This window comes from Pseudomonas fragi, from assembly GCF_002269505.1.
Classification (GTDB): Bacteria; Pseudomonadota; Gammaproteobacteria; order Pseudomonadales; family Pseudomonadaceae; genus Aquipseudomonas; species Aquipseudomonas fragi_D.
The window spans coordinates 39,840-62,982 of sequence record NZ_NQKQ01000003.1 but is presented as its reverse complement, the minus strand read 5'-3'; the positions used below and the strand labels follow the sequence as shown (position 1 = coordinate 62,982).

9 protein-coding genes are annotated in these 23,143 nt (G+C 59.0%); 7 read left to right on the top strand and 2 right to left on the bottom strand.

Annotation, left to right across the window (positions count from 1 at the left end):
- The first annotated feature begins 2 nt into the window (after window positions 1–2).
- On the top strand, window positions 3–4,751 hold the full coding sequence (locus CJU81_RS04165) for a neuraminidase-like domain-containing protein (protein ID WP_095035610.1): 4,749 nt from the start codon (window positions 3–5) through the stop codon (window positions 4,749–4,751).
- On the top strand, window positions 4,748–9,205 hold the full coding sequence (locus CJU81_RS04160) for a SpvB/TcaC N-terminal domain-containing protein (protein WP_095035609.1): 4,458 nt from the start codon (window positions 4,748–4,750) through the stop codon (window positions 9,203–9,205). The genes CJU81_RS04165 and CJU81_RS04160 overlap by 4 nt, the downstream gene beginning before the upstream one ends.
- Before the next feature lie 73 nt (window positions 9,206–9,278).
- Here CJU81_RS04160 and CJU81_RS04155 read toward each other — a convergent pair whose 3' ends face one another.
- Complete coding sequence (locus CJU81_RS04155) at window positions 9,279–12,164, bottom strand: RHS repeat domain-containing protein (protein WP_176464794.1); 2,886 nt, start codon at window positions 12,162–12,164, stop codon at window positions 9,279–9,281.
- Between the two features lie 280 nt (window positions 12,165–12,444).
- Here CJU81_RS04155 and mexE point away from each other — a divergent pair, with 280 nt between their 5' ends.
- Genes mexE through CJU81_RS04140 form a run of 3 tightly spaced genes read left to right on the top strand, consistent with a single transcriptional unit; the run spans window position 12,445 to window position 18,290 of the window.
- On the top strand, window positions 12,445–13,689 hold the full coding sequence (gene mexE, locus CJU81_RS04150; protein ID WP_095035607.1) for a multidrug efflux RND transporter periplasmic adaptor subunit MexE: 1,245 nt from the start codon (window positions 12,445–12,447) through the stop codon (window positions 13,687–13,689).
- Between the two features lie 15 nt (window positions 13,690–13,704).
- On the top strand, window positions 13,705–16,884 hold the full coding sequence (locus tag CJU81_RS04145; RefSeq protein ID WP_095035606.1) for an efflux RND transporter permease subunit: 3,180 nt from the start codon (window positions 13,705–13,707) through the stop codon (window positions 16,882–16,884).
- Window positions 16,881–18,290: an efflux transporter outer membrane subunit gene (locus CJU81_RS04140; protein ID WP_088377498.1), complete on the top strand. Its 1,410-nt coding sequence runs from the start codon at window positions 16,881–16,883 to the stop codon at window positions 18,288–18,290. The genes CJU81_RS04145 and CJU81_RS04140 overlap by 4 nt, the downstream gene beginning before the upstream one ends.
- 133 nt (window positions 18,291–18,423) lie before the next feature.
- Here CJU81_RS04140 and CJU81_RS04135 read toward each other — a convergent pair whose 3' ends face one another.
- Window positions 18,424–20,466 (bottom strand): c-type cytochrome, encoded by a 2,043-nt coding sequence (locus CJU81_RS04135; protein ID WP_095035605.1) that lies wholly within the window; start codon window positions 20,464–20,466, stop codon window positions 18,424–18,426.
- A gap of 269 nt (window positions 20,467–20,735) precedes the next feature.
- Here CJU81_RS04135 and tauA point away from each other — a divergent pair, with 269 nt between their 5' ends.
- Together tauA and CJU81_RS04125 are read left to right on the top strand one after the other, a co-directional pair.
- Window positions 20,736–21,710 carry a taurine ABC transporter substrate-binding protein gene (gene tauA / locus CJU81_RS04130; protein ID WP_095035604.1) on the top strand — a complete coding sequence of 325 codons (975 nt, stop codon included), beginning with the start codon at window positions 20,736–20,738 and terminating at the stop codon, window positions 21,708–21,710.
- A 144-nt stretch (window positions 21,711–21,854) separates the two neighbouring features.
- Window positions 21,855–22,850 carry a GlxA family transcriptional regulator gene (locus CJU81_RS04125; protein WP_095029430.1) on the top strand — a complete coding sequence of 332 codons (996 nt, stop codon included), beginning with the start codon at window positions 21,855–21,857 and terminating at the stop codon, window positions 22,848–22,850.
- The last annotated feature ends 293 nt before the right edge of the window (window positions 22,851–23,143 follow it).

Below are 23,143 nucleotides of genomic sequence, written 5' to 3'. Positions count from 1 at the left end.
TCATGCCAGAACAACTGCACCAGCAACTCAATGAGCAACTGCGCGATGCCATGGTCGCGTTCTACCTGACCTATGTACTGCCTGAAGACAGCAGCCTGAAAACATCGGCATTCAAAGATAAAATCAACAATGCCGATGACCTCTACAGCTACTGGCTACTGGATGTGCAGGTCGGCCAGGCTGTGCCAACCAGTCGTGTCGCCAGTGCCATTGCCAGCCTTCAGCAATATATCAATGCCATTTCAATGGGCCTGGAACCCGGTTATGAACAACAGGGTATGACATCAGCCCAACAGAACACCTGGCGCAATAGCCTGCATGCCTATTCGATCTGGCGCGCGGTTCAACAATTGCGCAACTTCCCGGCCAATTACCTGAACCCCATGCTACGCAGTCAAAAAACCGAAAGTTTCCTGCAACTTGAAAACGATATAAACCAGTGCCGAATTCAATCGAATGATGTACTGCCTGCCATTCAACGCTATCTGAGCCGATTCGAGGAGATTTCTACCCTCAGAACCATCAATGGCTATGTCGATGGCGATAAAGGCCACTTCGCCGAGAGCACTTACTACTTTGTTGCCCGCTCGAATGTAGACAACACACTCTTCTGGCGCTCACTGAACATGGCCAGCCGTACCCTGAGCCCGGGCGACGGGCACACCCAACCTTTCAAGCAGGACGCCCCACAGTCCGGTGCCTGGTCCGAATGGAAAAGAATCCCCCTGCCAATATCTGAAGACATTCCGGAACAAAGTATTCGTCCGGTCTATTTCAATAATCGCCTGTTTGTGGTCTGGGCGCAGTGCACGTCCCCCACAGCCCCGATCAGTAACAGAGTCATTAGGCTTTCCGATAAAAAAAAACCAGATGAGTCGGATATTGACTATAAGGATCGCCTGGACAGCTACCTTAAAAGCAGATTTACCCAGTTGCGCCTTCACATCTCCCATATGAAATTCGATGGTTCCTGGAGTACGCCGCAGAAGTGCAGTGACGAATACTTTTTTTTAACCAATCCCGACATCCTGAGCAAAGAGGCCTTAAGAAAGGATATTCAAACTATTGCAGTACTCGACTCCACCACCCATCCGCCTTCACTGTTCCTGGGGCTGGCCGCCCCTGCCCCCCAGCCTGCCAATCCGTTGAAGGAGGGGCTTTCCGACCATTTTTACCAGGCTGTCAGGATCGATCCGGACTTTGCCATAACCCGGCTGTACTCAAAGGGCACTGTGGCAGATCTACCGTCAGATGAAGAGCATGCCAAACTGGCAAATCGCTATAAATCCATGTTTATTTACAACAATAAATCCGGCAAATCCGACAAATCCGACAATGACATCTGCAACTTCAATTTCCGGCCTTCAGCCAGCGAAATTGTCCAGTTGACAAATATCCGCGGCAGCACACCTCATCCCGTCCCTGACGGATGGAATTTCGATGGCATGCATAGTCATATCAGCGAACCGGACTTTCGTAATGACATTGCCTACAACAAAACGTCCTGTGCACTTGAACTCACTTCCAGGCTGACCAGAGCCATCCCCCAGCACCGGACCGTGTCACTGCGCGGGTCCAACGGCTGGGGCGGATTGGAGCTGGATCTGATACTGCAGAGCACGCCGACTAATGGCAAAGACAAATTGGCGCTGGAAAATGGCTCCAGGCTGATCATCAGGTATTCAGGCAATATTCCGTGCAATTGGGTTTCTCTGTCCATTACCTGCCACGAGACCTCCCTGGTGTTTCCAAACCTGCTCTATGGCAGCGCGGATGATCCTGCCGATACTCCAAAACCGCAGATGGCCAAAAAGGAAACAGCATTTTGGGAAGTGCAACTCACTGGCAAATACGTCGAATATGCAACCTTCAACTTCCTGTTCGACAATACCAATACCGACTACAGCATGGCCATCCACTTTCACACACAACAAAACGACCCCGTAGATAATAAGAACAACTGGCTATTCGATAACGTCAAAGCAACGCTATACACTCGCCTTTTCAAACCTGTCGTCATGATGCCTTTGTTTGAGCACAGTTCTCATCCACTTCAACTTCATAACAACAACAGCTATATAGCCGGCGAACCTAATATATCCCGCCGCGCACTCAAGGGGTTCTCGACAAATCTGGGTGCCGCTCACGCCTTCAATGCACATATTCAACTGACATCAGACACCCTGCGCCCGTATGGGGAGCAAAGCAATCCAGCGACTGCCGAGCCACGACCGATCACAATCATTCACGGAGTCCTGATCCTCAAACTGAACACCCGCAGCAACGTCCGTACCATTCTGGGTTATGCCCTTAAAGCCCTGAACTTGACCCTGGGCTCTGAGTACGCGGCTTTCGTCACCACAGTTGCCCCAAGAATCAGCCGCAGTGCGGCGCAAGTTGATGGAACAGCCGAATACATCGACTTCAGCCACTCAGCCATCCAAAACAGCGATGATGTCTCGACGCACAAGCCGCGGGCACCGATCCGCATGAATACCTCCGTTGCCAGGCAAATGAGCGCTGCAGCCAGCGTCAGTCTGGATCACCTGTTTTCAATGACTGCCGATCAATGGCGCGAACCCGTGCTAGGCAACAATACAAAATCCCATCTACTGGATTTTCACGGGGCGCACGGAAAATACTTCTGGGAGTTTTTCCTCTACCTGCCCTGGCTGGTGGCCTGCCGGTTGAATATGGAACAGCGATACGCCGAAGCCCAATCCTGGCTCCACTACCTCTTCGACCCGCTTGACAGAACGACCGACCCGCAGATACGCCCCGACTACTGGAAGCTGCATGTCCTGACCCAGGCCTCAGACCCTGGTTACAAACAATACAACCCGGACGACCCTCACCAGATAGCACTTGACACCCCGCTTTACTTTCGCCAGGCGCTGTACATGTTGTATCTGGATATCCTGCTCAATCGTGGCGATGGCGCTTATCGGCAAGCCACTGCCGACAGCCTGGCTGAGGCCAAGCTCTGGTACGTACGAGCAATGAACCTGCTGGGACCACGACCGCAAGTCACCAGCACCGATCCCTGGCAACCCGCAGCCCTGAAGGACCTGGGCACATCAAGCAACAACCAACCGTGCCTGCCCCTTAACCCTGATCTGGTTGCCCGCTGGGACAAACTCGAGAGTCGCCTGTTTAACCTGCGACATCACCTCAGTATCAGTGGCAAGCCCTTGCAGCAGGCCTTGTTCGCGCCTGCATCGGCACCACACGTGCTATTGAGCCATTACGCCCGCAATGCCGGCGTTGATGCTGTGTCCGCAGAAAATCAGCCACCCGGGGACATCGGCCATTACCGCTTCCATGTGGTTTATGCCCATGCCATGACACTGGTTGAAAATGTCGTGCAGTTGGGCAATACGTTGCTCTTGCTGTTTGAGCGCAAGGAACAAAATGAGCATCTGCTGTTGCAGCAACAGCATGCGTGGGATCTCGCCAGAATTGCCGTCGAGCAGCAGCGCCAGGGCATGCGGGCTGATGAAGCCAGCCATGCAGCCTTGCTGGCCGGCCGTCACCTGATCGAGGGCCGTCTGCAATACTTCGAAAACCTGCTCGCAGAAGGCATCTCAGCGGTCGAGGCACAGGCCAGCCAGCAATACCTGGAAAGCGCACAATGGGACACCAAAGCCTCGGTGGCTGAATCGGCTGCAGGAATAGCGATGCTGCTGCCCAACATCTTCGGTACCTCCAACGGCGGGATGCGTTATGAGGGTGCCTTTTATGCGGCTCAGGCACTTATGCAGAGCACAGCCAATGAAAAACGCGCCAATGCCGCTCATCTCGATCGTACGGAGCTGTTCAACCGCCGTGCCCAGGAATGGAACCAGGCTCTGGAGCAGAGCCGACTGGAGCTCAAACAGGTTGATTTGCAACTAAAGGCCCACACGCAACAGAGCGCAATGCTGCGACTGCAACTCAGGCACACCGAAATGGCCATGGAGCAGGCCAGGCTGGCCTACGAGATGCTCAACAAACGCTTTACCAGCGCCGAGCTGTATCAATGGCTCAATAGTCATCTGGCTGATTTCTACTATCAAGCCTACGACGCCGCCCATTCGCTGTGCCTGACCGCGCAGGCATGCTGGCAATTTGAAAATGCTGACTGGGCTACCCGCTTCATCCAGACCCATCCCTGGAACCATCAGTTCAAGGGCATGGCTGCTGGGGAGTCGCTCAAGCTGGATCTGCAGCGCATGAACACGGCTTACATGCAAGGCAACCGCCGTGAACTGGAAATCAGCAAAACCCTGTCCCTGCGCACGTTGCTTGACAAGGAGTGGACCACCCTCAGAGATCAGATGATCAACCAGGGCACCATAGACTTTGAATTGAGCAAGGCGCTGTATGAAGCCGACTACCCAGGGCATTACCTGCGGCGGATCAAAAGTGTCAGTGTGTCCCTGCCCGCCACGCTAGGACCTTACCAGGACATTCGCGCGACCCTGAGCCAGACCAGAAACCAGATCCAGCGATCCCCGAACAGCGGTGATGTCCTGGACGACCTGCGGGTCAATGAGCAGGTCGCACTGTCCACAGGGCTCAATGACAGCGGCCTGTTCACACTCAATTTCGACACGGACGAACGCTATCTGCCGTTCGAGTACACCGGTGCCGTGTCCAGATGGCGGTTGGCATTCCCCAACCCGGCAGCCCAGTCAGCCATGCTTAACTCCCTCAGCGACATCATCGTGCATGTGCGCTACACCGCAAGAAGCGCAGGAGGTCAAGGATGACCACTCAACAACCCGGTACAAATGAAGTACTCACGCCATCTTTGCCCAAGGGCGGCGGCGCAATACACAGTATCGGCACCGGTTGGGGAGCCGTCGGGATGACGGGTGCGGCTTCGTTCGACGTTCCCCTGCCTCTGTCACCGGGCCGCGGATTCGACCCGGCCATCAGCCTGAGTTACAACAGTGCCCTGGGCAATGGTCCGTTCGGAACCGGCTGGGCAGCCTCTGCCGGCTCGATTACACGCAGCACGCTCAAGGGCGTACCCGCCTATAACAGAGAAGATGTATTTATCGGCCCGTCAGGTACTGAACTGGTCCCCGAACGCACAGTTCAAGGCGTGCTGGAAGTCAGAACCGCCGACCACTTCAACGGGCATCCACTGGGCAGCTCCTACACTGTAGTGCGCTACCTTCCTCGTCACGAAACAGCCTTCGATCGCATTGAGCACTGGTCATCGGCGTCAGACACTGCAGGGTTCTGGCTGGTCCAGGGCGCCGACGGCAACCTGCATCTGTTTGGCAAAACCCGTTCGGCCCGTATCGCCGATCCGCAGACACCTGCCCATGTTGCGCAATGGCTGCTCGAGGAAAGCCTGAGCCCCCACGGGGAGCAGATCTACTACCAGTACAAGGCTGACACCCGGGGCAATGGCCCTAGAGACTACAGCGCCCAGCGTTATCTTGGCCGTATCTGCTACGCCAATACCGCGGCCAGAGCGCATCTGGAGCTGTGGACGGTTGAGACCCCGGTGCAAAAACAATGGCATTTCGAGTTGCTTTTTGACTACGGTGAACGCACCACCGCCCTGAGCCAACCGCCCTCTTATCAAGAACAGCAACCGTGGCCGCAGCGCAGCGATCCGTTCTGCAACTATGCTTATGGCTTTGAACTGGCGAGTCGGCGTCTTTGCCGACAAGTACTGATGTTTCACTACTTTCCTGAAGAGGCAGCCCTGGGGCGCGAACCGGTGCTGACCCGCCGGCTCCTGCTGGAGTACACCATCACCGACACCGGGGGCAGCTTGTTGCAGGCCGCACACAACCAGGCCTGCGATGCCAACGCACAAATTTTCCACTGGCCGCCCCTGGAGCTGGTTTACAGCGATTTCCGGTTGACCATCGATCCTTCAAGTTATCGATCCTGCGACGCCCTGGACGGCATAAACGACAGCCAGCGCTATCAACTGGTTGACCTCTTCAGCGATGGCTTGCCTGGGGTGCTCTGTCGCAACGATAAAAGCTGGCACTACCGGGAACCCGTCAGGGCTGCCAACGCGGTAGAGCCTGATGGCGTGTCCTATGGACCGCTGCAAGCACTGGATCGCATTCCCGTAGCGCAGCAGGCCGGTGCGCTGCAGCAGTCCCTGGCGGACCTCAATGGCGACGGCCAGTTGGAGTGGATCATCGCCCAGCCGGGCATGAGCGGTTTTTTCACCCTGGAAAGTGACCGGAGCTGGTCAAACTTCACGCCCTTTGCGGCGTTGCCCCTGGAGTTTTTCCAGCCTGCAGCCCAGCTCGCCGATCTGATGGGCAACGGTATTGACGATCTGGCGCTGATTGGCCGCAACAGCGTGCGGCTCTATCGCAACAAGGGCCTGCAAGGCTTTGACCCCGCCGCAGACATGCCTCACCCCAATGACGACCTGCCACTGCCAGGCAATAGCGAAACTGAACTGGTGGCTTTCAGCGATCTGTTGGGCAGCGGGCAACAGCACCTTGTGCGTATTCGCCACAATGAAATCAAATGCTGGCCGAATCTGGGCCGGGGCCGGTTTGGCAAAGGGTTTGTGTTCGCCAGCCTGCCCTTCACCTACGCCGAATTCGAAGCTTCGCGGGTGCTGCTGGCCGATCTGGATGGCGCCGGCGCCAGCGACCTGATCTACCTTCAGCCCGATCAGGCGCTGATTTTCATGAACCTCTGCGGCAACGGCCTGCAAGCCGTGCCCACGCCGCTGCCCTGGCCTGAAGGGGTCAGGCATGACCGCTTTTGCCAGGTCAGTGTGGCCGACCTGCAAGGGGTGGGCTGCACCAGCCTGATCCTCTCCGTCCTCCACCCTTCAGCCCGCCACTGGCGATACGACTTTGTCAAGCAAAAACCCTATTTGTTGATCGGCACCGATAACAACATGGGGGCACTCGGTCGGCTTGCCTACCGCAGCAGTGCCCAGGAGTGGCTGGACGAAAAGCAGCAACGAACACCCCGCACCGGTGGCCTGCCCTTTGCGCTGCATCTGGTCAGTGAACAGCAACAGAAGGATCAGATCAGTGGCAATCAGTTGACCCAGCGCTTTACCTACAGGGAAGGCTTCTACGACAGTCTGGAGCGCAAGTTCCAGGGTTTCGGATTGCTGATGGCAACCGACACCGAGAGCCCTGCCGGCCAGAAGCCCGACAAGGCAGCCACTGCGCCACTGCTGCGCAAGACCTGGTTTCACACCGGCAGAGCCCTCGATATGCCGCACGGCCAATACTGGGCGGGCGACAGCTTGGCCCACCCGCTGGGTAATACGCTGCTGACCCGCCTGGAAGCCGGTAACCAGCAAGACAGCCTGCTGCCAGCCCCGCTCTCCTCGCGCAGAATAGCCCTGGCATTGAGCGGGCTGGTGCTGCGTGAGGAAGTGTTTGCGGCCGATGACCCGGAATCGTCACGAGTGCCTTACACCGTCAGCCAGTACCGCTATATGCTGCGTCAATTGCAGTCGCCTGAATCCCTGCTGGTACTTGCCCTGGAGTCATGGGTTTACCGCTACGAGCGCGAAGCGGGCGACCCGGCCTGCCGGCACACCATCAATCTGCGCCGGGATCAATATGGCACTCTGACTCACGGAGTGACCATTGATTACGCCCGGCGCAAGCGCGAATCCGACCTGCCGCCATTCGATGAGCCCCATCAACAGACCTGGTGGCGCGATACCCACGATCCGGCTCAACAGATGCACTACATCAGTGAAGTCCGGGCGCAGTTCATTCATCTGGACAACCCTCAACGCTGGCGCCTGCAATTGCCTTACCGGCAACGCAGCAATGCACTGGTGCTTGAAAAAGAGCCTTTCAACCGCTCGCAGGCCAGCTATGAACTGTTGATCGGCGACACGGCGGCCAACCCCGTGCGCACGCAAGCACAGCGCACGCTGGGCGGGTTATCCGTGCAGTATTACTGCCTGGCGCAGAGCGACGCCCCGTTACCGGCAGGTCAGGCCAGCTTTCAGGCGTTGCCGGCCTTCAAGGAGTCTGCCGAACTTGACGACCAGGCACTGGCTGCATACGCCGATGTGCCCACCATGCCCGGCGAAAGCCCCTTTGACCTGGCCAGCACCCTTACCCGGGAGCACTACCACCCCATGGCCCTGTTCCTGCCTGGTCCCGCAGGCACCGGCACTCCATCAGCCCTGTGGTCACTCAAGCAGGGCTTTGCCCGCTACTCAGGCGAGCAGGGTTTCTACCGCGCCGAACAGTTGCGTGCGTCTGAAAGCCACTCCGTCACCACGCTCACCCATGACCGTTACGCTTGCCATATTGCCTCAGTAACTGCCGTGGACGGTTGCAGCACCCAGGCCGTCTATGACTACCGATTGCTGCTGCCCATCGAAATTACCGACCCCCAAGGGACTGTTCGGCAAGCATGCTACGACGCATTCGGCCAGTTACAGGCGACCAGTGTTTACGGTCAGGAAAACGGCAAACCAGCAGGGTTCGCTCCGCTGACGGACTACAAGCGCCCTGCCAACGACAGCCCCGCTTTTGCCATCGACAACCCTCAAGCAGCACTGCTCAATGCTGCCAGTGCCTGCTTTCACGCCCCTTTCAACTGGATGGGACAAATCCCGGCAACGCCCCATCGCGCGCAATGGGTAGCGCAGGGTTTTCTGACCCCGGACGGCTATATACGCGCCAGTGGCCGGCTGGCACATCTGGACATGAGTATTGAGGCGAATCGCCAACTGGCTGAACAGATCAGCCAGGCACGTCGCGAACCGGTGTTTAGCGCGATGCTGCAGGCCGATAACTACCCGTCTGGCGATGAAAGCGTTATCCGGCAAATCCGTATCAGCCTGACGTTCACCGATGGCTTCGGGCGGGAGCTGCAAACCAAGCAGAAAACCTCGGCGGGGGAAGCATATGTGGTTGAGTTCTCGGGGCGGTTGAGCCTGGGCAGTGACGGCAAACCCCTGAGCGCGATCAGTGAACATCGCTGGCGGGTCAGTGGCAGGGTCGAATACAACAACAAAGGGCTGCCTATTCGAAACTATCGCCCTTACTTCGCCGACCACTATCGCTATATCGATGACGAAGCGCGGCGCGCCGATGGTTACTGCGACCAGCTGTTCTATGACCCGCTGGGCCGCATGACGAGCAAGATCAACGCCAGGGAGCACCTGAGCCGCCAGACTTATCACACCTGGTACACCATCAGCGAAGATGAAAACGACACCTGGGAGTCTGGTTCAACCTGACAAACTGCATCGCGATGCAAGCCCGAGCCTGGAGAACAATAGACATCCTGGGGGCTTGCTCGCGAGGGCATCATCAATGCGGGTTGCGTACCCCGACCACCCGGTAATGAGAGCCGCCAAGGTGGCGCAGCATCAACCGCATGGCGCCGCGGCCTGTTCCGCCACCGGGATAGCCGTGCAGGTCGGCAGACCATAATCCGCCTTCTTCCCGGTATCGATGCCAATGCACGGCCGCCATTCGACCTTCGCTCAGGTGAGCCAGAGTCAGGGCGATAATTCGACCTTCGCGTCCCGCCATCAGATGATCAACTGCGCCAATATCGGCGTTGAACGGCTCAGAAGTCTCCTGCACCGCTCCGACATGGCGTTCTTGTCTGGCCGCAGGCACTACGGCTTTGCCCACTTTACGCTTGGCCAGCCCGGTGATGGCCTGAGCGTCAAACCGGCTCGCGCCCGCATCTGTCGAGGGCTCACCAATCTGCGCCCGAACAGGGTCACGCAGCAAAGTATTTTTGTAGCCCAGTTGGCGCATCTCCTTGCCCAGCGGCAATCCGGTTGTCATCAGTTTATTGGCCATATGCGTGGACTGTTGCGGCCCGACAAACCCGTAGATTTTGCCTTCTTTCGTCGTGTGCGCAGCCACGGACAGCAACTGGTTTTCCTGATGCTCGTAGAAAAAATTAACCAGCCTGTTGGTTTCCTCGTGACTCAACCCGCGGGTCTCTGCGATTTCAATGGCCTGCCGGGACAACCATTGGGCAACGTCTTCGGCAGAGATTTCGGGAGGGGTGTGCAAAGCACGTCTTCTCGCATTGCCATACCCCTCAAGCACCACCGCAGCCAGCGCTACCAGTCCTAGCAACGCGCCGCCCGTCGCGCCTATTGCCGGAGCGTCCAGCAAAAACCCCAGGCCCAGACCCACCAGAGTAAAAAAGGCCACAGCCTGGAGCCCCATACTCACACGCTGGGCCATGGTGCTTGAAGCCTGGCCGTCATGATCAACCCGGGTCATCGGGTTGTTGTTCACCATCGCATACAGATTCAACCCGTCCACAGCGCCCGCCGGATCCGGGCTGATCCAGCGCTGCAGCCAGGGCGCGTAATACCGGTAACCGTAGTAATACAAACCTGTGGCATCACGCTCCTTGCCCGAATGGCGAATCGTCCTGAAACTGGCCTCGATGGCACTTTTCGCGGCCCACCAGGCGGTGGCGCCATAAGGGTAATAACTTTCCTGCCCCAGCAAAGCGGCCTGTTCATCCAGCTCCAGCGTGCAACTGCCTGACTGATCCGCCAGGCTGAAACGCAGTTGTTCATTATCGACTCCCGCAGGTCTGCCCTGCTCCCATTGCAGCGCATTGACCGTCATCAGCCCGGTCTGTACCGAGAGTACGTTGAGCCACCGGCCTGTAGCGTCATCGCGACGCAGTTCCAGGCCCGGTAAATACAGGACTTCGCGCAGAAGGGTCCGGGTCCGGGTCCGGCTGGTACTGCGCTTGAGTACACGCTGGCCTCCAGCATCATAGAGATAGGTTTCATCATCAGGATCGCCGTCCTCACGTACCACCCGGGTCACTTGCGTCAGTTGGTTACGCAGGTTCCAGCTCATCACCTGCCCCGGCGCGAGGGCTTGCTGATTGCCAGCATGGTCAAAACCACCGCCATGCCCCTCCAGCACCCCGTGGTTGCTGTGGGCAGCCACGGTCATGCGCCGGGTATAACCCTGGCCCGATGACGGCACATGCTGCATTAGCAACAGATTGCCGCCTGCGTCGTACTGGTAATGGCGCGTGTAATTGCGCCACAGATCGTCCTGGGTTGCGCCGAACAGGACCATGCCCGGTAATCCGGCGCCACTGCTGTGCCGGGCATTTTCGCGGCCTGTGGCCTTGATCAGTTGATACAGGCTGTCGTACTCAAATGCGCGGGTGGCGTCGATCCGGGCATTGCCAGACCATGCGGTCGGCTGCGCAGCGTCCTGGATGCTGCGCACATTGCCGACCCGATCATAGTCATAGTTCAGGTCCTGAAGCGGGCTGCCCTGAAGCTGCGAACGTCTGGTGGCCAAACGCAGCAAATTGCCCACAGCATCATCGTAACTGGCAACGGTGACCATGCCGTTACCACCGCGCTCGGACGTTACCTGCCCCATAGCGTTGTAAACCCTGCGGTCCAGTACCACCTTGCGCCGACCACTGCTGAATACCAGATCGACCCGGGCCAGCTCGCCATCTACATCGTACTGCCACAGCCGACGATTACCTCTGGCGTCAGTCATTGCCCGCATGCCACCCAGCGCGTCGTATTGCCAGGTGCTGACAAAGTGCTCCGGAGCCAATTCCGGCCCGGGTAAGTGGCCAGGTACTGGCCAGTCGGCCTGAGCATCAATTTCCATCAAGCTACGCGTCTGCCCTGTCACAGCCCCCCAAAGCCCATAGCCATCAACGCTCAGGCTGCCCGCCGGGTCGTCGTGGCGGATCAAGCGACCGCAGCGGTTGTGCGCGGCATGTTCGGCAGTCTTCAGGCCATGGCTCAGACGCTCGACGCAGCGCTCCAGCGGCTCATCGGTGGCCTGTTCGAACACGGCGACCGGCCTGAGCATGGCATCGTATTCGTGACGGTGGGAACCACGACTGTCCCAGAGCCTGACCGGTTGTCCGGCACTGCCCGTCAACGCTATGCGCCAGCCGGCATCTACGCTGTCGGTGCGCAATTCACGCCCGGACAGGCTGTGACGGTGACTGAAATTGGCACGTACACCCGCATTGACTGCTTGCAGGGCATACAACCGCGGATCCCACTGTTGCTGTAAAAACCCCGTGGCACCGAACGTATTGCGGCTGATCCGCGCCACGGGTTCGTCTTCTGTGCGCTGGCGGTGGTAGGCCACCGCACGCACAGTTGCACCCCGGGAATCGAAGGCCGCGAGTGAAGGTGTAAATCGATGAAGTGAAGACATACATGCATGACCTGACTGGCACAAAGATACACGCAGCCTGGGCAAGCGGTCATCGCGGCAGGTGGTACTTATTGGTTATTTTTACCCGCCGTTCAATACACCTTCCGCCCGCCATGACACAGAATTTAATTGATAGTGTCCTAACAAAAAGCGCAGGCTAGAGGGCTTGGTAACGCTTTGTATCATTCCGGATGATATTGATCTTCGCTGGGTTCGATTCGTGCCCCGGCACGCGCGCCAGCATTATCCGCCCATCTCAATAGATTGGCGGACTCCCCTCATGGAACAGTCACTTAAACATTTGCGCTTCCCACTCGCGGCCCTGGCCATCGTGGTGATGAGCGCATGCGGCAAAACTCCCCAAGCGACTGCTCCGGCTCCAGCTGCAAAAGTCAGCGTGGCCAAGGTGCTTGAACAGCCGGTCAATGAATGGGATGAATTCACCGGTCGCCTGGAAGCGCCAGAGACCGTAGAAATTCGTCCACGCGTGTCGGGCCAGATTGATCAGGTCGCCTTTACCGAGGGCGCCCTGGTGAAAAAGGGCGACCTGCTGTTCCAGATCGATCCGCGCCCGTTCCAGGCCACCGTGCGCCAGCTTGAAGCCCAGGTGCAGCAAGCCCGTGCCAATGCCAGCCGTACCGACAACGAAGCCCAGCGCGGCGAGCGTCTGCGCCAGAGCAATGCCATCTCGGCGGAGCTGGCCGACTCGCGCACCACCGCCGCCCAAGAAGCCCGCGCCGGTGTCGCAGCCATTCAGGCACAACTGGACCTGGCCAAGCTCAACCTGAGCTTTACCCGTGTTACCGCACCGATCAGTGGCCGCGTCAGCCGGGCCGAAATCACTGCGGGCAATATCGTGACCGCAGATGTCACGCCGCTGACCAGCGTCGTGTCCACCGACAAGGTATATGCCTACTTCGATGCCGATGAACGCGTATTCCTCAAGTACAGCCAGCTTGCCCGTCAGGGTCAGCGCGGCCAGAGCACACCGGTGTATCTGGGCCTGTCCAACGAAGACGGCAACCCGCATCTGGGCCAGATGAACTTCGTCGACAACCGGGTCAACCCGCAAACCGGCACCATCCGTGGCCGCGCTGTGTTCGACAACGCCGACGGCCGTTTTACCCCCGGCCTGTATGCGCGTCTGAAACTGGTCGGCAGCGCCACCTACTCCGCCGTATTGATCAATGAAGAAGCCGTGGGCACCGATCTGGGCAAAAAATTCGTGCTGGTCATGGATGCCGACAACAAGTCGACCTATCGCGCCGTGGATCTGGGCCCGAAAATCGAAGGTCTGCGCATTGTTCGCAGCGGCCTGGACAAGGGCGACACCATCATCGTCAAGGGCCTGCAGAAAGTGCGCCCCGGCTCGCCGGTAACGCCTGAAGTGATCCCGATGGCCAACGAACAGACCCTCGCCGCCCTGGCACAACAACGACAAGCCCTGGAAGCCAGCAACCTGCCACAAATCAAGCCCGCCACTGGCGCGCCGAAATTGGCCAGCGTCGCGACTCCTCGCGGTTAAGGGACGATAACTCCGATGAATTTTTCCCAGTTTTTCATTCAGCGGCCGATTTTCGCCGCTGTGCTTTCCTTGCTTATCCTGATTGCGGGCGGCATTTCGCTGTTCCAGTTACCGATCAGCGAATACCCGGAAGTCGTCCCGCCGACTGTTGTCGTGCGCGCCAACTTCCCCGGCGCCAACCCCAAGGTAATCGGCGAAACCGTCGCCGCACCGTTGGAACAAGCCATCACCGGTGTTGAAAACATGCTGTACATGTCTTCGCAGTCCACCGCTGACGGCAAGATCACCCTGACCATCACCTTCGCCCTGGGCACTGACCTGGACAATGCGCAGGTGCAGGTGCAAAACCGCGTGACACGCACCCAGCCCAAGCTGCCGGAAGAAGTGACGCGCATCGGTATCACCGTGGACAAGGCTTCGCCCGACCTGACCATGGTTGTGCACTTGACCTCGCCGGACAAGCGCTACGACATGCTGTACCTGTCAAACTACGCCATCCTCAATATCAAGGATGAACTGGCGCGGCTCAACGGTATCGGTGATGTGCAGATGTTCGGCATGGGCGATTACTCGCTGCGGGTATGGCTCGATCCAAACAAAACCGCCTCGCGCAACCTGACCGCCACTGATGTAGTGACCGCCATTCGCGAGCAAAACCGCCAGGTGGCCGCCGGTGCCCTGGGCGCTCCACCTGCGCCGAATGCCACCAGCTTCCAGCTGTCGGTCAACACCCAGGGCCGTCTGGTCACTGAGGAAGAGTTCGAGAACATCATCATCCGCTCCGGCGATGACGGTCAGATCACCCGTCTCAAGGACATTGCCCGGGTTGAGCTGGGTTCCAGCCAGTACGCCTTGCGTTCCTTACTGAACAACCAGCCGGCGGTGGCGATTCCGATCTTCCAGCGTCCGGGTTCCAACGCCATCCAGATCTCCAATGACGTTCGCGCCAAGATGGCTGAACTGAAGAAGAGCTTCCCTGAAGGCATGGATTTCGACATCGTTTACGACCCGACAATCTTCGTCCGTGGTTCGATCGAGGCAGTAGTCCATACCCTGTTTGAAGCGCTGATTCTGGTGGTGCTGGTCGTTATCCTGTTTCTGCAAACCTGGCGCGCTTCGATTATCCCGCTGGTCGCTGTGCCCGTATCGCTGATCGGTACGTTTGCAGTGATGCACATGTTCGGCTTCTCGCTTAACGCTTTGTCGCTGTTCGGACTGGTGCTGGCCATCGGTATCGTGGTGGACGATGCGATTGTGGTGGTGGAGAACGTCGAGCGAAATATCGAGCTGGGGCTCAACCCGGTGGACGCCACCAAGCGCGCCATGCGCGAAGTGACCGGGCCGATCATCGCTACCGCTTTGGTACTTTGCGCGGTATTTGTCCCGGCAGCATTTATCTCGGGCCTGACCGGGCAGTTCTATAAGCAATTCGCCCTGACCATTGCCATTTCGACGGTGATCTCGGCCTTCAACTCGCTGACCCTGTCCCCGGCGCTGGCTGCGGTATTGCTCAAAGGCCATCACGCTCCAAAAGACCGCTTCACTCGTCTGCTGGACCGTATGTTCGGTGGCTGGTTGTTCGGCCCGTTCAACCGCTTCTTCGTCAAGGCCAGTAACGGTTATGTCGGTACGGTGCGACGGATCATTCGTGGCAGCGGCATCGCCATGCTGGTGTACGCAGGCCTGATGGTGCTGACCTGGGCCGGTTTTGCCCACACCCCGACCGGTTTTGTCCCGCCGCAAGACAAGCAATATCTGGTGGCATTTGCTCAACTGCCGGACGCAGCAAGCCTGGACCGCAGTGAAGAAGTGATCAAGCGCATGTCCGAGCTGGCTCTCAAGCAGCCCGGCGTGGCCAACTCGATCGCTTTCCCCGGCCTGTCGATCAATGGTTTCACCAACAGCCCGAACAGCGGCATCGTGTTTGTCGCCCTCAAGGACTTCGATGAGCGCAAAGACCCGAGTCAGTCAGCCGCAGCCATTGCCGCCACGCTGAACGCCGAATTTGCCGATATCCAGGAAGCCTATATCGCCATCTTCCCGCCGCCGCCGGTACAGGGCTTGGGCACCATTGGCGGTTTCCGCCTGCAAGTCGAAGACCGTAGTGGTCTGGGCTATGACGAACTGTACAAAGAAGTGCAGAACGTGATCGCCAAGAGCCATAACGTGCCGGAACTGGCCGGGTTGTTCACCAGCTATCAGGTCAACGTGCCGCAAGTCGATGCTGCCATCGACCGCGAAAAGGCCAAGACCCACGGCGTTGCCATCAGCGACATCTTCGATACCCTGCAGATCTATCTGGGTTCGCTGTATGCCAACGATTTCAACCGCTTCGGTCGGACTTATCAGGTGAATGTGCAGGCCGAGCAGCAATTCCGCCTCGAGCCTGAGCAAATTGGCCAGCTGAAAGTGCGTAACAACAAAGGCGAAATGATCCCGCTGGCGACCTTTATCAAGGTCAGCGACACCGCAGGCCCTGACCGCGTGATGCACTACAACGGCTTTGTCACCGCTGAAATCAACGGCGGCGCAGCACCGGGCTACAGCTCCGGCCAAGCTGAAGCTGCGATGGAAAAACTGCTCAAGGAAGAACTGCCCAACGGCATGACCTACGAATGGACCGAGCTGACTTATCAGCAAATCCTGTCGGGCAATACTGCGCTGTTTGTGTTCCCGCTCTGTGTACTGCTGGCATTCCTGGTACTGGCGGCCCAGTACGAAAGCTGGAGCCTGCCATTGGCAGTGATCCTGATCGTGCCGATGACACTGTTGTCCGCGATTACCGGGGTGATTCTGTCCGGCGGTGACAACAACATCTTCACCCAGATCGGTTTGATCGTACTGGTGGGGCTGGCGTGCAAGAACGCGATTCTGATCGTCGAATTTGCCAAGGACAAACAGGAAGAAGGCCTCGACCCGCTGGCAGCGGTGCTGGAAGCCTGCCGTCTGCGTCTGCGTCCGATCCTGATGACCTCGTTCGCTTTCATCATGGGTGTGGTGCCATTGGTGCTGTCCAGCGGCGCCGGTGCAGAAATGCGGCATGCCATGGGTGTTGCGGTGTTCTCCGGGATGCTCGGGGTGACCTTCTTCGGCCTGCTGCTGACGCCGGTGTTCTATGTATTGATTCGCCGCTATGTGGAGCGCAGTGAAGCGCGCAAAGCGGCCAAGCACCTCAAGTTGGAGTCGCAACAATGAGCGTGAAAGTTTTTCTGCCGAGCCTGTTGGTGCTGGCCTTGAGTGCCTGCGCCGTAGGCCCGGACTATAAGACCCCGGCCACCGAGCCTGCACAGATCAGTGCGGATAACCTCAAGGGCTTTGACCGGGCGCACTTTGAAGGGATCTGGTGGCAGCAATTTGATGACCCTACCCTCAACCAGCTGGTGACCCAGTCACTGGCCGGCAACCGCGAGCTGCGCGTGGCATTTGCCCGCCTTCGCGCGGCCCGGGCGATTCGCGATGACGTCAGTAACGACGCCATGCCGACCATTACCAGCCGTGCCAGCAGCGATCTGGGCAAGGGCCAGATCCCGGGCCAGACCGAAAAACGCGTCAACAGCGAGCGTTACGACCTGGGCCTGGACATGGCCTGGGAAGTCGACCTGTTTGGCCGTATCCAGCGCGAGCTGGAAGCCAGCGACGCTGACGAGCAGGCCGCTGCAGCCGACCTGTATCAGTTGCAAGTCACGATGATTGCAGAATTGGTGGATGCCTATGGTGAATTGCGCGGCGCCCAACTGCGTGAGCGCATCGCCCTGGACAACCTGAAAAACCAGCAGGACTCCAAGGCCATCACCGAAAGCCTGCGTGATGCCGGGGTTGGCGACCAACTGGACGTGGTGCGCGCTGACGCCCGCCTCGCCTCGGTTGAAGCCAGCGTGCCGCAATTGCAGGCCGAGCAGGTGCGCGAGCGCAATCGTATTGCCACCTTGCTCGGCCAGCGGCCTGAGCAATTAAGCGTCGACCTGAGCCCTAAACAGCTGCCGGCCATTGCCAAGGCGCTGAATATTGGCAACCCCGGCGACCTGCTGCAACGTCGCCCGGACATCATGAGTGCCGAGCGCAAGCTGGCAGCGGCGACGGCCCGAATCGGCGTGGCCAAGGCCGACCTGTTCCCGCGGGTCAGCCTTAGCGGTTTCCTTGGCTTTACCGCCGGGCGTGGCTCGCAAATCGGCTCGGCGGCGGCCAATGCCTGGGCACTGGGTCCGCGCATCACCTGGCCGGCCTTTGACCTTGGCAGCGTGCGGGCACGATTGCGCGGTGCTGACGCAGAAGCCGATGGCGCTCTGGCCAGCTACGAGCAGCAGGTGCTGCTGGCTCTGGAAGAGTCGGAAAACGCATTCAGTGATTACGGCAAACGCCAACAGCGACTCGTGTCGCTGATCCGCCAAAGCGAGTCCAGCCGAACGGCAGCGGACCTCGCGGCCATTCGCTATCGCGAAGGGACAGTGGACTTTCTGGTGCTGCTCGACGCCCAACGCGAGCGACTGGCGGCCGAAGACAGCCAGGCCCAGGCCGAGGTTGAGCTGTATCGCGGCGTAGTGGCTATTTACAAAGCACTGGGCGGTGGCTGGCAAGCCGAGACCGTCGCCAGCGCGCACTGATTCAACGAGCTCCTTTGGTTGGCCGCAACCAACCATTTTTTGGCCCCGCGCACATTCGGTCGCGGGGCTTTTTTTTGGGATTTTTTCACTCAATCCCGGCAAACCGCCGATTTGGCCTGTGAGGCTCTTGCTGTCAGTACCGCGCATCCACAGGTTTGCCGCCCTTGGGCCAGTCCTTGGCCTTGTCGACAAAATCAGGCCGCGGCTGATGGGAGAAGTACTCAGCCACATCCACTGCCTCCTGATCCGACAGACCACCCTGCCCCAACGGGAATTTCTCGTGAAAGCCGATCGGCATATTGCGTTTGACGAACGCCGCCGCCGTGTAGGTGCGCGCCATGCCCGCCCCGATATTGAACGACTCATCACCCCACAGCGGCGGGTATACAAAGCTGCCGTCGGCATGCTTCAAGCCCTGACCGTTATCACCGTGGCACACCGCACATTGCTGCGCATAAATCACCTTGCCGTTTGCCGGGTCGGGGACGATCGCCGGGTCAACCTTGCCCACGCCCCGACCGGCGACCTTGTCACCCGCCACGGTGTTCATTTTCATCCAGTCAAAATACGCCACCATCGCCTGCATGTCGGCCGAGGCCACCGGCAACGGTTTGCCATCCATCGAGCGACGGAAACATCCATTGATCCGCTCCTCCAGTGTCACTTCCTTGCCCGCCCGTGGCGCATAGCTGGGGAAGAACGCCGAGACCCCGACAAAAGGCGAGCCATCGGCTACGGTGCCTGCGTTCAAGTGGCAACTGGTGCAGTTCAGTGCATTGCCGACGTTATCCGGCAGCAGCGCCTTGGTTTGCAGGTGCAGGCGCATGCCGCGCACAACCTGGTCGGCATTGGCGGCGCCAAGCAAGTTGGCCAGTCGCGGGGTGACGAAGGCTGTTTCGTCGTCAGTCGAAGGGTTGAGCTGCTTGCGCATCTTGGCCACTTGCGCGGGTTTGATCGCCGGGGCGGCATTGCCCCAACTGCTGCGTACAAAACTGAGGATCTCGGCGATCTCATCATCCTGCAGCCGGGCAAACCCGGGCATCGTGTAGACCCGTGGGTGCGCCGCTGTTTGCGGGGTTTTCCAGCCGGTCAGGGTGATATGCAGCAGTGTAGTCGGATTGGCCGCAACGATGCCCGGGTTGCCGTTCAGCGGCGGGAACATGCCTTTGACCCCGCCGCCGTCCGGGCGATGGCAATCGGCGCAGAACTGCGTGTAACCCAGGCCGCCACGGCTGCTGTACAAGGTATCCGGCGCCTTGGCAGGTGTGATCGCCACAGCCGGCATCGGCAAATCATCCTTGCCTGCGGGAAGCGATTTCAAATAGCTGGCGATGGCAGTCAAATCTTCGTCGGTAAAGTGCTGGGTACTGTGGTGAATCACGTCGGCCATATTGCCCGAGACCGTGGCAAAACGGTTTTGACCGGTCTTGAGCAATTGCACGGTGTCTTCCACCGTCCACAGGTTACGCAGGCTCAAGGCCCGCCAGTCTTCAACGGTTTCCCCCGCCAGATAATGCTTGCCAGCGCTGCCCGTGTCGCTCATGGCCTTTTCCTGAAAGGCAATGCCGCGCGGCGTGTGGCATGAACCGCAATGCCCCAAACCCTGCACCAGATAAGCACCACGGTTCAGCTCGGGGCTTTTCGCCGGATCGGGCACGAACGGCTGAGTGTCGACAAACGCCCAATTCCACAGGGCCAACCCCCAGCGCTGGTTGAACGGGAAGCCCATATCGGCCTCAAGATTGGCCATTTTTACCGGCGCTACGTCCTGCATCAGGTAGGCGTACAGGGCGCGCATATCATCTTCGCTCATCTTCGCGTAAGACGGATACGGCATCGCCGGGTACAGGTTCTGGCCCGCAGGCGTCACGCCTTGGCGCATGACCTTGTCGAACTGTTCAAAACTGTACTGGCCGATACCCGTTGCGGCATCCGGGGTGATGTTGCTCGAATAAATCGTGCCCATCGGTGTTTTCAGCTCCAGCCCGCCCGCCATCACGGCTCCGCCCTTGGCGGTATGGCAGGCAATGCAGTCACCGAGCCGGGCTACATACTGGCCGCGCTCAATCAGGTTTTTTTCGGAGTTGGCTGCCGTGATCGGCTCACTGGCGTGCACCTCAAGGGTACACAGCAACGTCAGGCCGGCGAGCGCCAGACGTGGAAAAGTAAAAAGCATCGCGTTATTCCTTTAAGGCGTCGATCTGGGGTGGTCCCCTCGAAACGGGCCGTGCTGGTTTTGTTATGGACTCCTCACAGGACGTTTGTACCGGCTTTTACCGCCACCCCGTTTGACGCGGATCATGCACCCCGCAACCAGGCGCCGCGGCCGGGTGCTCTAAGCTAGTTCCAAAACGGTATTTTCCCCTTTGATTTAAAGCACTTAGATTCACTCTACCGGACCGCCGGACATTCCTTTTTTTACCCTTTTACAACAAGGTCCAGCCCATGTCCGTGCGCACACTCCTGATTGCTCTTTCCATCGCAGGCCTCAGCTTCGGCGCGCAGGCGGCTGATTTGACCATCGGCTATATCACCGGTATCGACCCCACCAAGCTGGCCCAGGCCGAGGGCAGTTACGAGAAAGCCATCGGTAAAAAGATCGACTGGCGCCGTTTTGACTCGGGCCCTGCGGTGGTGTCGGCCCTGGCATCCGGTGACCTGCAGATCGGCAATCTGGGGTCCAGCCCGCTGGCTGCCGCGGTCTCGCGCAATGTGCCGCTGGTGACCTTTATCGTCACCGCGCAGATCAAGGGTTCCGAAGCCCTGGTAGTAAGGGACGGCAGCGGGATCAACGGGCCGCAAGACCTGATCGGCAAAACCATCGCCACGCCCTTTGTCTCGACTTCACACTACAGCCTGCTGGGCGCGCTGAAGCACTGGAACCTCACCCCGCAGCAGGTCAAGGTGGTCAACCTCAGCCCGGCACAAATCACTGCAGCCTGGAAACGTGGCGACATCGACGGCGCGTTCACCTGGTCCCCTGCGCTGGGGGAAATCCGCAAGACCGGGAAAATCCTCACTGATGCAGGCCAGGTCAGCGAATGGGGCGCGCCGACCTTTGAAGTGTGGGTCGCACGCAAGGATTTCGCCGACAAACACCCGGAGATTGTCGCTAAATTCGCCGAAGTCAGTCTCAACGCCATCGCCGACTACAACGCCCACCAGGCAGCCTGGACGACTGATTCGCCGCAGGTCCAGAAAATCGCCAGGCTAACCGGCGCCAGCCCCGAAGATATCCCCGAGTTGTTGCACGGGGCGCACTTCCCTTCGACGGCCGAACAAAAGTCAGCGCAGTTGCTGGGGGGTGGCACGGCCAAAGATATCGCCGCAACCGCCCTGTTCCTCAAGGATCAGGGCAAGATCGAAACGGTTCTGCCCGACTATTCGGCCTATGTCAGCGATAAGTTTTTGCCGCAATAACAAGCTGTTAGCCACTGGCACAACAAATGCTTCCTTACGCCCTACAGCACAGTGCCTTGCACCGCCAGTTTCGCTCTGGCGATGCAATAACCTGGGTGAACCCCGACGCCAGAGGCGTCCCGGATCATAAAAAGGAGCGTAAGGATGGCAACGCCTGTTACAGCGTCACCGATAAACATGCCTGCAGTTAAGACCGTGGGCTTTCTGGTGATACCAAACTTCACCACTATCGGTTTTGCCTCGGCCATCGAAACCCTGCGCATGGCCAATATGGCGGCGCGCTGCGAGATGTTTCGCACCGTCATCATCGCCCCCACCCTCGACCCGGTCACCGCCAGCAACGGCATGCGCATCCTGCCCGACTATGTGGTGGGTGACGCACCAAAACTGGACATATTGCTGGTGGTGGGTTCAAACCCGATCGTTTCCCACCTCAGCAGCCGTCCGGTGCTCAACTGGTTGCGCAAGCTGGCCCACGAACACGTTGCCCTGGGCGGCATCTGCACCGGCAGCTACTGGCTGGCCCGCGCCGGGCTGCTCAAGGGCTATCGCTGCACCATCCACTGGGAAGATATCGAAACCCTCAAGGACCATTTCCCGGGGATCATCATTTCCAACCAGTTGTTCGAACTGGACCGTGACCGCTATACCTGCTCGGGCGGCGTGGCCTCGATGGACATGACCTTGCAACTGATTGCCCGTGAACCGGGGGGTCGCGAAATTGCCGCCCACGCTGCCGAGCTGCTGCTATGCGATCGCGCCCGCGGCCCGCAAGAGCAGCAGCGCGTGCCGCTGCGCCAGAAGCTCGGGACTTCGCAGCCCAAACTCAGTCAGGTGGTGGCAATCATGGAGGCCAATCTGGAAGAGCCGGTCAGCCTGGAAGACCTGGCCCGCTTGAACGAAGTGTCGGTGCGTCAACTTGAGCGCCTGTTCCACAAGCACCTGCAACGCACACCCAGCCAGTACTACCTTGAGTTGCGCCTGGCCCGGGCCCGGAGCCTGTTGCTGCGCAGCGAATCGCAAGTGCGGGATATCGCCCTGGCCTGCGGCTTTGTCTCGGCGGCGCATTTTTCCAAGTGCTACAGCCGCTTGTTTGGTGTATCGCCCATTGGCGAGCGCAAGCAGGTGGCGTTGCACTGAAGAAACACAACACCAGCGGCCTCCTGTAGTCGCTGAGGAGCGCAGCGAGGCTGCGATCGAGAGGGTACGCCATTGCGACGAAGCGTTCGCAAAATCAGACACCGGTGGTGTGACAGTTACACGCGGGCCTCAGGTTTTACGGCCGCTTCGCAGCCGATCGCAGCCTCGCTTCGCTCCTCAGCGACTACAAAGATTGCGCAGCACACACTGACGCTAACAGGCCGGCCGGTCGGCCGCCTCGCAGGCTTTTGATCTTGATCTACCCGCCCCATCGGGAGGCCGAGAGGAGGTTC

Coding starts and splice junctions, on each gene's coding strand:
- mexE (WP_095035607.1), top strand. CDS start 12,445: ATGGAACAGTCACTTAAACATTTGCGCTTCCCACTCGCGGCCCTGGCC.
- CJU81_RS04160 (WP_095035609.1), top strand. CDS start 4,748: ATGACCACTCAACAACCCGGTACAAATGAAGTACTCACGCCATCTTTG.
- CJU81_RS04125 (WP_095029430.1), top strand. CDS start 21,855: ATGGCAACGCCTGTTACAGCGTCACCGATAAACATGCCTGCAGTTAAG.
- CJU81_RS04140 (WP_088377498.1), top strand. CDS start 16,881: ATGAGCGTGAAAGTTTTTCTGCCGAGCCTGTTGGTGCTGGCCTTGAGT.
- tauA (WP_095035604.1), top strand. CDS start 20,736: ATGTCCGTGCGCACACTCCTGATTGCTCTTTCCATCGCAGGCCTCAGC.
- CJU81_RS04165 (WP_095035610.1), top strand. CDS start 3: ATGCCAGAACAACTGCACCAGCAACTCAATGAGCAACTGCGCGATGCC.
- CJU81_RS04135 (WP_095035605.1), bottom strand. CDS start 20,466: ATGCTTTTTACTTTTCCACGTCTGGCGCTCGCCGGCCTGACGTTGCTG.
- CJU81_RS04155 (WP_176464794.1), bottom strand. CDS start 12,164: ATGTCTTCACTTCATCGATTTACACCTTCACTCGCGGCCTTCGATTCC.
- CJU81_RS04145 (WP_095035606.1), top strand. CDS start 13,705: ATGAATTTTTCCCAGTTTTTCATTCAGCGGCCGATTTTCGCCGCTGTG.